Here is an 11,625-nt window from a genome sequence, read left to right on the forward strand (position 1 = left end):
GAATAACGCTTGCATTTAAACAGACACAATGATTTTCATATTTAATGCTTTAAACAACCGACTATCAATAACAGATATCAATTCAGTATTCGATGTACAGTCAGTGAATGTTGATGATGTTGTCACAACAATACACCAATCCATGCCACGCTTATAACTGGCTGTTAAATTCACAAAATGCACATACACGTCTTCATTTTTTAATACCGCTTCTGATTTAGCCATCATATGCATCCCATTTAGCTCAGAGCTGAATCGTTCGACTTTTCTTTTATTCAAAAAATCAGACAAACTCGGATCTGCAACAAAAATTAAAATGCTACTGATGACGGCGGTTATGATTAACTCAAGAAGCGTAAATCTGTTCTCCATTTCTTTCTGTCAATATTCAGGATTAGCATTTGCATTGTGAGCCGTAATATTAACCTTACTTTTTTATAGCTTAGTGCTTAGTGCTTAGTGCTTCAGTCATTGCTTGACCAAGCTTAACCATAAAATCACCATCCAACTTATAACCTTGGCTCGTTAGCATAGGAGCATTTGCCATCAATTCATTTAGTTCTTCAACGGTTGGGTTACCATCATCATTAGGAACAAAGTCAGTAATTAATTGATAAATCATTTCCGATTTCTTTAGGCTTTCTTGCTCTTTAGATAGCACTTCTCTTAGTTCTATTTCTTCTTTTGCTTTCACTTTATGCCAAGTAAATAGGAATTTAATTTTAGCTATTTTTCGACCATGCTTAATTGGTTGATAGCCAAACGAACCGGTTTGCTCACACGTTAAAAATCGAATGTTAGAATCCAATTTTTCAATCTCTTCAATCGAATTACGAACACATCGATCTAGAAACACTTTATTACTGGCATAGCTCTTCTTAATCATATTTCCTTTTGGATCGAGCAATCCAAAGAATTGATGAAGTTCCTCAACAGTAAAAGTATGCAGTTGAGTATTCTTACTCTTAAATCTACATAAAAGAGGGTAGAGTCTTTTTGAATGCTCTTTTTTTAACTTACGGAAAATACGATGGTCAACTTGTGCATGGCCTTGAGAGATCCCTAGATATTCATTCAACAATTCATCATTTGGAATAATCGTTAATGTCGCATCTTTATACGATAAGCGTTTAAACAAGTTAATGTAATCAAACTCATTCTTTTCTGAATTTTTAAGCCCTACTTGTTTACGACTCAAACCTTCACTTGGCGCTACTAATGTATTGTATAAATCGACTTTCTTAACACCAAACCATTCACTCAGTACATCTGAGTTAAATTGATAAACAGGTGCACGAATAGCGGTACCATCAATAAATGAATCCCAATGGTCTTTATGCAAACGAGTAAGCAGCAGAGCCATAATATCGTGCTCTTTTGGTGTCATCGTTAACTGACTAAAAACTAATTCATGAGATTTCTTAAAGAATTGTCCTGGTAACTGTTTACTGTCATCAGTTCGTATCACTCTTTGTTCATTTTCAGTCTGATTTTGATTAGTCATATTCACCAACAGCAATTATTGAGATAAAGGTCACATAAAATTCCGTTATCTCATAATGGTAACAACATTTTCCGTAGATAACGGAAATAAGTGTAACCTTACAGAAAAAAGAAGCAAGAATAATCGATTAATTATCAAAAAGAACGGAAAAAGGTGTTACCTTAGTGGTCTATACGGAAAATAATGATCTTTAAGACATAAATCCAAGTTATTCATTAATAACATAAGAATCACCGGAAAATTTTCATACCATAAACGGAAAATTTTGATCATTAGCCGGAAATATTTGTTACCTTAAACGGAAGAGAAAGATCATTTGACGGAAAGAAATGATCTTTTTACGGAAAAACCTGTTACCTAACACCACCTAAGTCACTAATTATAAAGAACTAAAAAAGCGCTATATACTCTATATACTTTATAGATCATATAGATCATATATATTGTTATATACGATGTGAATAAGTGAATAACTCCCACCCTTGTTATGTTGTATAAGATAATCAACCAAAGAAGAACCATAACAACCGATGCACAAGGTAGCCAAAACCAAAAACACGGCATATTGGAATACGCCAATCAAATAGGGATCAGTGACATTCAAGTTATTGAAGATACTATTTCTGGTGCTAAAAAGTGGAAACAACGTAAGTTAGGAATAATTGGTAGAAAAGCATCCAAAAAGGATAATCCGTTGCAAAATCTAGCTGTAATCCGTAACAGTTTCCCGATTTGATTTTTCGAACAAGGAATGGAACACCTGTGTATTTGCAAAGGCGATTATGCATACCTCATAGGGGCTGAATTTAAGTAGAGTTCAGTATATGAAAAAAGCCCACGTGAGGCTTTGATCTACATCTGGTGAACGTATATTTATGCTTGCAGATTTGGTCGTTCAATACGACAGCTACTTTGATCACACAGAGAAAAGAAATTACTGGCTAAGCCGCCCAAATGTAAGTTTGGGGAATGTTACATCTTTCATATGGTTACGCTTTATCTTTAATTATTTAAGTACGTTTTTAAAGATAAGACACTACAATGCTCTCGCAGCATCTTGAACTTTAAACATGCCTGTTCTTCTTTCATATTTTGGAACAATAACATATCCATGATCAGTTCGAACATATTGAGCGATACCACCAATAATCTAATCAGTAACAAGCTTTAATTATGTGTCAGTTTCAGATTGCTCAAAATGATAACGGTTTAGATCTCGAACAATTGATGTTTTGCTAATAACACATTCCCCCCCCCCTTTTACGTATAAATGGCAAGCACCTAGATTAATATACCAAGTATATACGGCAAAATAAAAAGGTGGTTAGTAAACAAACAAAACATAATAATTTAGTTATCCGAATGTCTACCTTTTTATTAATCGACAAGGATCACTCATCGTCATCACTATCTAACGCAAGTATTAAATAAAAGGGGGGTTATAAATCGTACTCAAATTTCGTTCCTGATTTGAACTCTAAATATCTAATATTTAAACGATCAAATTGACTAACGTATTCTCTGTCTAGGACTTGACCTGTTGGGTTAAAATAATTAAGTACTTTTAGCTGCAGTTTTAAGTAAATATAGGCAAACCATGCGGTTTTTCCAATCGAAATATATATGACTTTTTCCATATAGTAGCCAGATATGGACGAGAGGCAATAGATAGAGTTAGGGTAGATCAAATGAATCAAAAAATAGGCTTAAACCTCACAAATTAAACCATTTAATACAAAATAAATCTTTAAACGGTTTAATTTATCTTTTTAATGTATTATCATGTTTAAATAGTTTTTTATGAATACCGAGGCAAATGGAATGGGCACAATTCTAGATTCTTTAGATCTTGTTTCAGAACGAATGCAACAAGAACAATCTGATTTAAAAGCAGTAATAAAAGAGCGAATGCAAATCAACGTGACTGACACTGAAATTAAAGACAGTGTTGATCGCCTTATTTACAACCACTGTTTAAAAAAGAAAGAGCTTCAAGAGCTGTTTGGTTTATCTCGCGTAACATTTAACACTCGCATAGATGAAGCAATGGAAAAGGGCGTTATTGGCCAACCAATCATTCAAGGCCGAACTCATCTATACAACCGTTTTGATGTCGCCAATTTTATGGATTACATGGCGTATCCAAAATACTCACAACGATTTGAACCAACAACCATTGTTGTCGAAAACCATAAGGGTGGAACGGGTAAATCCACAACTACCGTTACGCTTGCGACTGCCGCCGCGTTAGATTTAAACCTAAATGCACGTTGCTTGATTATTGATTTAGATCCACAAGGTTCAACAGGTCAAAATCTTATCCATCAAGCAGACGATGAATCGGTATACATGACAGCCGTTGATGTAGCCTTATCAGAACTAGAGCCTGAAGGTGATTTCGCACAGTACTTAGCGTCTGGTTATGATTATGCTGAATTGCTAAAAGCCATTCCTTTCAAAACCCATTTACCAAACTTAGATGTTATTCCTGCGTTTCCATCGGACGAGCGTTTTGTTGATGTCTACTGGGGACAAGATGCAGAAGGGCAACAGCAACTATTAACCTTGCTTCGTGAAAAAATTCTATCTGTACTAAAAGACGAATACGATCTTATCTTCATCGATACACCGCCACAGAACTCACCAATATTATGGGCTGTAAATGAGACGGCTGATGCTGTGCTTATTCCTGTAACACCACGTGAATTCGATTTTGCATCGACCAGTAATTACATGGCCACAATGCCAAGTACCTTTAGAGAGCTACCATCAAAAGGTGAAAACCTTAAATGGGCAAAATTATTGCCGGTGAATTTTGATGAAAAAAGTGCTCATGAAGTGAAGGTATTCGATAAATTATTACGTGCCGCGCAAGGACATTTATTATCAACCTCTATTCGCCATTCAGAAGCCTTTGTCGCAGCAGCAGAAAGTAATAGAACCATTTTGGATATCAGAAAGTCAGAGCAAGTGTGCAGTGGTAAACAATTCGATTTAGCAATGACTTCAGTAAATGCAGTTTACCACCAATTCATCACCGAAATTAAACAACTAGCAACCAAAGGACGATAAGATGCTAAGACCACAAGATAAACGCACCGGTTTCAATCAAGGAAATAATCTTGGCAAATTACCAAAAAATGAAGGCGTAAAAAAAACCTTAACCTTTGCGAGTGGCAAGAAAGTAAGTGCAACACGCATTGTCGTGGCTGCGACTGAATTAAAAAGCAAAACGGCAATTCATAAGTTAAATCCGAGACGACAAGAATCATTAACACTAGATTCAGTGCGCGATATTTTAATCAGCATTGAACAAGAGGGCGTTCATACCGAAGGTGTCGCGACCAAAAATGAACAGGGCGTTTATGAACTGATTGATAGCTCACGTCGCCGTTTTAGCTGCCTTCATGCACACAAAGAACTGCCACTATGGGTGATTGAAGAGAGTATCGATGACGCGGATTTAATCGCTTTTATTCAAACGACTCAATCGGTAAAGCGTTTGTCTTATCGTGAGCTTGGGGTTGATTACGAAACGCTAATGAAAGAGGGTGCTTTCACTAAGATTGATGAACTAGCTGAATATCTTTCATTAGGCCGTGAGACCTGTCGTAAACGTTATGTTGCAGCATCGATTGATCAGGTGTTGATTTCAGTTTTCCCCGATTGTGAAGGTATCCCAAATGGTTACTATGCAAAATTGGCCAAAATTGAAAAACAATTATCTAAAGAAAATACAAGCGTTACCAAGTTTATTTCATCACTAAAATTAAATGATGCTGAAGAAGAGATAAGTGTTGAAGATAAACAAAAATCAATCTTGAACCTAATGGAAACCAAACTTAAAAAGCCTATAGATAAAGTTACCTGGAATACGACAAAACTTGCTGATTTTGATGATAAAAATACTTACGCTAAAGTATTAAAAAGCAATGATAACCGTGGTTTAAAAATTGAGTTAAGCCGTTTACCTTCTGAGCTTTACGATGACATCATTAAGTATGTATCTGATAAAGTGAACGCGGAATTGGTAGATAATTAAACTGGGGACAATGGGGGTTGTTTTTAAATCTTAGGAAAAAACAACCATCTCGGTACTAAAATTTTTTGGATAACTGAGTTCATGATAAATAAACCTGTTGATGCGAATACCATGATTTACTAGGTATGATATCTATTACTTTCTCACAAGGTCAAGCGAAGACATCTCAGCGGTTAACGTAGGCTTATAATGACTGATTGTAAGATTAGACAACATATAGTTGTGTTTGAACAAGAAGGGCAAGTAATCGCACAGTACGGAAAGCAGTTGCTCACCAATTTAAGTCGAGATTTAAAATTAGCTCATGGTAAAGGTTTTAGTCTTTCTAATTTGAAGCAATTTCGTCAGTTTTATCTTGCGAATCGAAATGGTGCGACAGTCTCACACCATTTGAGATAGTCACATAATGTTAAGTTATTAAAAATTGATAACACGACAGAACGTACGTTTTACAAGAATCAAGCGGTTAACGCTAATTGGAGTGTAAGAGAGCTTAAACACCAAAAAGAAACCAGCTTATTTTTACGTTTAGCGGCAAGTAAAGATAAAGAAGAGCTTAGTCGAGAAATGGAAACGACTTCTTATTTATTGTGTGAGAAAAATAAAAATCTAATGTGTCCCTTTATTTATTGGTAGTTCGATACAGGTAATGGAAGGATTAACCGAAATTCCTACACAAGTTTCACTATAGTTAGAACAATATCACAGATTATCCGCCTTAAACACGTATTCCCGTCGCTACAACACGGATAAAGTGTGTGATTAGATGGTAAATGAAGTTTTAACGCGGATAAAATGTGTGATTAGGTGATGAATGAAGTTTTAAAGCGGATAAAATGTGTGATTAGATGGTAAATGAAGCTTTAACGCGGATAAAGTGTGTGATTAGATGGTAAATGAAGCTTTAAAGCGGATAAACAGATTAATTATATAGCTAACTATGAGGAAGCAATAGATAAGATACAATCAAATAGATTACAATTCATGTATTTATTGATGAAAAAAACATCAATAAATACATAGATATTGCTTATCTGACTAGGCGGAAAATATGTAGTGTAACCATCGCTGTTACGGAAAATTGGTAGGAAAATGATGAAACAGCAAGATATTGGACACTTAATAGAGAAAAACACGGATAAATAGATCAATTTCTAACAACATTGCCAAAATTTAATTAATGCCTTTCAGCGCTTTCGCAAATTTCAAATAGACCACAATAAGCAAGAACATAAACCATTACAAAACCTCATAATATTGGCCCATAGAGAGGTCATAACTAATTTCTTGTTACGGAAACTATGAAAAACATAATTATGAAGCATGTAATCAGCTTCATACTGTATATCAGAGTATACAAATCGATTATTTAACGAGCAACAATGTGCGAGTGCGAGTGCCACAGCAATTCAACACATATATCCCCTAGTGTTGAAACGTATATAGCATTACCCGTGTAGTAACACGGATTTTTAAAGTAAATAACGGAAAACCTGTGATGCCAGCACGGATAAAGTGTTATGCTTCCAGTTAATAGAAATAGATAGAGATTAGACATGGATACCAAAGTCAATACCTCGAAAAAGCATACACTTCCGAAACAATTCAAAAAAGCGCATAAGCTCGTATTCTCCCAGCAAGATCTTACACAACGCGAAGCAGATCTCTTTGCTTTGATGATAGCCCATATGAAACCGGAAGATTGGGAGGGTAACAACACACCAACCTATCAATTCACATCGACTCAACTTTCAAGATGGTTGAATATTGCCCCGAAGGAGCTTGCAAAGACACTCAGACCTGTCGCAGATAGACTAACTAAAAAAAATATTGGCGTATTAATTGAAGACGATAACAAACAAATTCAAGAGTTCGATTTTATCTCAATATTTAAGCGAGTGACTTATAAGGACAGGTGTCTAACAATGAAGCCTAATGAAGAACTTAAAGATGCCTATATCGAATATAATAATAGTTACGCTCTTATTACCACTCAGAGTTTTCTAAGCCTAAAGAAAGAGTATGCCAAGCGTCTTTACGAAATCCTTAGTCGTTTTAAAGGAGGCGGTACTTATCTACAAACATTTAATATTGAAGATTTAAAAGGGCTATTCGGACTACACAATCCAGCAGGTAAAATAAAATCAGGAAAACAATCTTTCTCAAATAACAGTGTGTTTATTGATCGTTGTATCAAAGCCAGCATTAAAGGTATCGAAGACGACTCAGAGACACATAAAGAGATCATGTTCTTTGATTCTGAAGATAGAAAAACCCATGGTTATGAGGTCTACCGAGAAGGTCGAAAAATTTCAAAGATCAAATTTCTTTACCGTTGGGTAGAAAAGAAAGATCCTGTACAAAAACTCAACCTTGAAGATATTAAACGGATTATTTCTACATTAGAAATGAAACGTATAGGAGGAAGCGAACTCACAACAGAAGAACTAAAGAACCTTTCACACTGCTATACATCTATAGGTGAAAATGATCGAGCTAGCAGGATAAACATCGCAATCAAACGCCGTGAAAAAGAAGAAGAACAACGTGTGGAAATGGCTCAATCTATTGAGAGCTTCCTAAGCGAGATGAATAACCTGTTAGTTGATGATAATTACTAGTAAAAACATGACTTTAGTATATTTATCATAAGTAACTAATACATCTCGAAACTATCCAAAATGATCATAACGCAAACACGGATAAAATGTATGATTAAAGAGAACTATATGATCAATAAACAAGGGTATAAAGATCAAATGTTCGGGTATAAAGATCATAACAACGGGTAAGTAGATCATACATTCGAATTATATGATCATTAATACGGATAAAGTGTAACTAAAAGGTAAAATAAACTAATATAAACAAGGAGTTAATGAGCTCCATAGTTCTTATAGATTACATAGCTTAAATAGTTAATAATAAAGAAAATAGTTATTTATATAAGATATGGGCAAAATGAGTAGGAATAGAATAGATACAAAATATAGAGTAAATACAGAGCCGATATTTTTCGTTAAGTATCTCTACTACTTATTTATAACTATTATCTTTCTATAAACGTGGTACATCCTTTTATCAAGACAGTAATAACTCATTTCTCAATAAGATTAATTTAGTTTTCACTTAACTGTATAATTATCAGTAATTTTCATTATTGATATCCCTATTTTAGATATATTCTACCTACCCTGTATGAAAAAAGACTAATCGCATACGTAAGCCGTATAAATAATATACAAACTTGGTTTATTATCTTTTATAGGCTTTACTTATAATTAATATCTCCAGATCCTTACAAAGGATGTATATTATGAATAAGTTAAGTACAGGTTTTTTGTTAACTATACTGTACTCATTTATGTGCAACATCGCATATGCTAATCTATCAGTAATTAATGATTATACAGTCGGCAATACAACTACATATCCAACTGAAGCCGAATACCAAGCAATTGTGCCTGCGCTCACCTCTTTAAACGCTAGTAATCTCAACCAATACAGTGATGCGTTAAAATCTCGCAGCGCTGATTGGAGCTTGCTTACGACTGATAGTGAAAAGTCAACGATGATTCAAGCTATAATTAATGCAATGAATCTTATTACAACGTATTCATCAGATTCATCCAACCCTGCACCAACAGTGAGTGACTACACGACAGCAGGGATTAGCGGCGTCAATACTGATGATTTGGATTTGTTAAACTCATATGTGGGCGGCCAAAATGTGACAATAGCTCAACTGCCTACGTTAGCCATCAAAATCGATAATTTGAATCTGTTATTGGGCTACAGCGCAGATAGCACCAATACAGAGCCGATTGATACCCATTATACCAACGCTGGGTTAACTGACCCGCGTTCAATAAATACTAATGATTACAACCAAACATTAGTTGACAGCGATTTCACCACGGAAGCAAAAATTCAAGCCTTAGTCGATGCCATCAATGCCCTTGATGATTATGCCGATGGCACCACTAGTGTTGCACCCGATGTAACCACCTACCATATTGCTGGATTTACCGATTTACGCGCACTGCATGTGGAACTTATCAATAATATTGTGCAAACCGATGGGCTCAATACCTTGTCAAGTATTGCATCAGTCATCGCCTCTTTGGATGCAATACAGGCTTACGCCATTGATTCAAATGCAACCCCACCAACACTTGAACATTATACTGATTTGAATCTTACCGGTGTCAGTGCTGATATCTTGGCTTATCTCAACAACCAATTAATCAAAGAAAAAAGTGAAGGGTTGACGCACTACCTCAAAGCTAGCGATGCTCAGGCCGGTCATCAATTTGGGGATGCAACAGCGATGTCACGTGATGGAATGACTCTCGCCGTTTTAGCGTGGAAGGCGCCAAGTAATAACACAACGACCGATGATGCGGGTGCGGTGTATATCTATCGTCGTCAGGGTAACAGTTGGCAAGAAGTGACGATTTTGCGCACCAACCAAACCATTAATCAGTTGAGCGAAGTAGTAATGAGTGTGGATGGAAGACGCGTTATTGCCAGTGCCACTAATCAAGCGTTTGTGTTTGATGTACCTATTGTTAATGATGTGCCGCAATGGGGTGAAACTTGGTCAATGACGGTTGTCGATCACGATATCTCGGATGCTCCAGAGCCATCGTTAGCTATAAATGCCCAGGGTAATATCATGGCGGTGGGGGCTAACGCACATTCAGGCGTGGTAAAGATTTATCGACTAGAAAATAGTACTTGGTCTTTGATACAGCAGTTAGATAAGCCCACTAATTCAATGAATTTCTCAACCCATATTGATACCTCTGATAACGGTGATGTGATTGTCGTAGGCGCATTTGGTGCGACCGGGTTAGGGCGCGCTTTTGCCTACCGTTATAATGGAATGCAATGGCAGCTTGAACAAACACTTATGGGCTCAGAGGTTCAAAATGGTGACCGCTTTGGTTTTGCAGTCAGTGTGAATGCGGATGGCTCTCGTGTGGCATTGAGCTCGCCAAGAGATGATGGTGAAACGAATGCAATAGTCAATAGTGGAGCGGTCTATATTTATGATTTCACTAATAATAGTTGGCAAGAAATAGCCATTATTCGATCGCTGTCACCGATGAGTGGCGGTTTTGGTGCAGATGCTCGGCTTTCTCCCTTGGGAGATAAGTTAGCCTCTGTGGGGTATGCCTCTCAAGGCGTGTATGTTTATGATCTCAGTGATAGCGATGTCACTAACTGGCAAGCATCAGAATATTACGTAGCCTCGCCTTCTGCCACTAATGACTTATTTGGTGATCGAAACAATCTGAGTTTCAACGGGGTAGATGTGCTGGTTGGTGCTGATAACGATGACCGTGCTTTTCAAGGGGTTGTGATCAACAGTGACCGTGATACAGATTTTGATGCACAAGATAACACCTCGACAGGCACTTCGTTTGACAACACCTCAACAGCGGCAAATAATTCAGGTGCCGCTTACGTGGTTGCCTATGAACCTTATGCACTGGATTCTACTGCGGCGCTACAAACGCGTATCGATGCCGTCAATATTGTTTTAGCGTGGGCTGCCGGTGGCGCGACAGCACCGAGCGAACAAAACTATGTTGATGCTGAAATTACCGATGTCACCGCTTCAAACCTCGCTGATGTCAATATGCAACTTCAATTGCTTGCACACGTTGACATGGTGAATGTGCAGCCGATGGTGAATGGCATTAATGTCATTCAAGCCTATGCCATTGATAATAATCAGCCTACGCCGACATTAGCCGACTATGCGGCTGCGGGGATTTCGGGCGTTAACATTTCGAATATCAGCGACGTCAATGGTCAGGTAGACAGTCAATCACTGACACCAATGGCTAGTGTGCAAACCATGGTGGATAGCTTGAACATTATTCAAGCCTATGTCGCCGACAACACCCAAACCGCCCCCACCGTCACTAACTATGCCGACATCGGTGTGACTGGTGTCGATGTGAATAACCTCAGTGAAGTGAACGGGCAAGTGGATAGTCAATCGCTCACGAGCGTTTCCGCCATTCAAATTGTGGTTGATAGTCTCAATGTTGTTTTAAGTTATGCC

At 37.1% G+C, this 11,625-nt stretch carries 7 protein-coding genes and 1 pseudogene; 5 read left to right on the plus strand and 3 right to left on the minus strand.

The genetic code is table 11. The features are described 5' to 3' along the window. Positions 1 to 15 precede the first annotated feature (15 nt). The 3 genes from F8B77_RS16480 to F8B77_RS16490 all read right to left on the minus strand — a co-directional run bounded on the left by F8B77_RS16480 (position 16) and on the right by F8B77_RS16490 (position 3,141). Positions 16 to 372, minus strand: a complete 357-nt coding sequence (locus tag F8B77_RS16480; RefSeq protein WP_151656679.1) for a pilus assembly FimT family protein — start codon at positions 370 to 372, stop codon at positions 16 to 18. Positions 373 to 442: 70 nt separating this feature from the next. Further along, the gene (locus tag F8B77_RS16485) at positions 443 to 1,504 is read right to left on the minus strand and encodes a replication initiation protein (protein ID WP_151656681.1); all 1,062 of its coding nucleotides are present in this window, start codon (positions 1,502 to 1,504) and stop codon (positions 443 to 445) included. 1,439 nt (positions 1,505 to 2,943) lie between these two features. After that, on the minus strand, positions 2,944 to 3,141 hold the full coding sequence (locus tag F8B77_RS16490) for a hypothetical protein (protein ID WP_151656683.1): 198 nt from the start codon (positions 3,139 to 3,141) through the stop codon (positions 2,944 to 2,946). Positions 3,142 to 3,325: 184 nt separating this feature from the next. On the opposite strand from F8B77_RS16490, the gene F8B77_RS16495 reads away from it, so the two are divergent. The 5 genes and pseudogenes from F8B77_RS16495 to F8B77_RS16520 all read left to right on the plus strand — a co-directional run. Continuing rightward, a complete protein-coding gene (locus tag F8B77_RS16495) occupies positions 3,326 to 4,576 on the plus strand; it encodes a ParA family protein (protein ID WP_151656685.1) in 1,251 nt (416 codons plus the stop codon). Position 4,577: 1 nt separating this feature from the next. Next, positions 4,578 to 5,546, plus strand: a complete 969-nt coding sequence (locus F8B77_RS16500) for a ParB family protein (protein ID WP_151656687.1) — start codon at positions 4,578 to 4,580, stop codon at positions 5,544 to 5,546. Positions 5,547 to 5,735: 189 nt separating this feature from the next. Further along, a pseudogene (locus F8B77_RS18020) lies at positions 5,736 to 6,182 on the plus strand (DUF1016 N-terminal domain-containing protein). A gap of 920 nt (positions 6,183 to 7,102) precedes the next feature. After that, a complete protein-coding gene (locus F8B77_RS16515; protein ID WP_151656691.1) occupies positions 7,103 to 8,167 on the plus strand; it encodes a replication initiation protein in 1,065 nt (354 codons plus the stop codon). Positions 8,168 to 8,862: 695 nt separating this feature from the next. Continuing rightward, the coding region (locus tag F8B77_RS16520; protein WP_167512845.1) for an FG-GAP repeat protein at positions 8,863 to 11,625 on the plus strand (2,763 nt) is incomplete at its 3' end.

It is taken from the genome of Aliivibrio finisterrensis (genome assembly GCF_008933155.1).
Taxonomy (GTDB): Bacteria; Pseudomonadota; Gammaproteobacteria; order Enterobacterales; family Vibrionaceae; genus Aliivibrio; species Aliivibrio finisterrensis.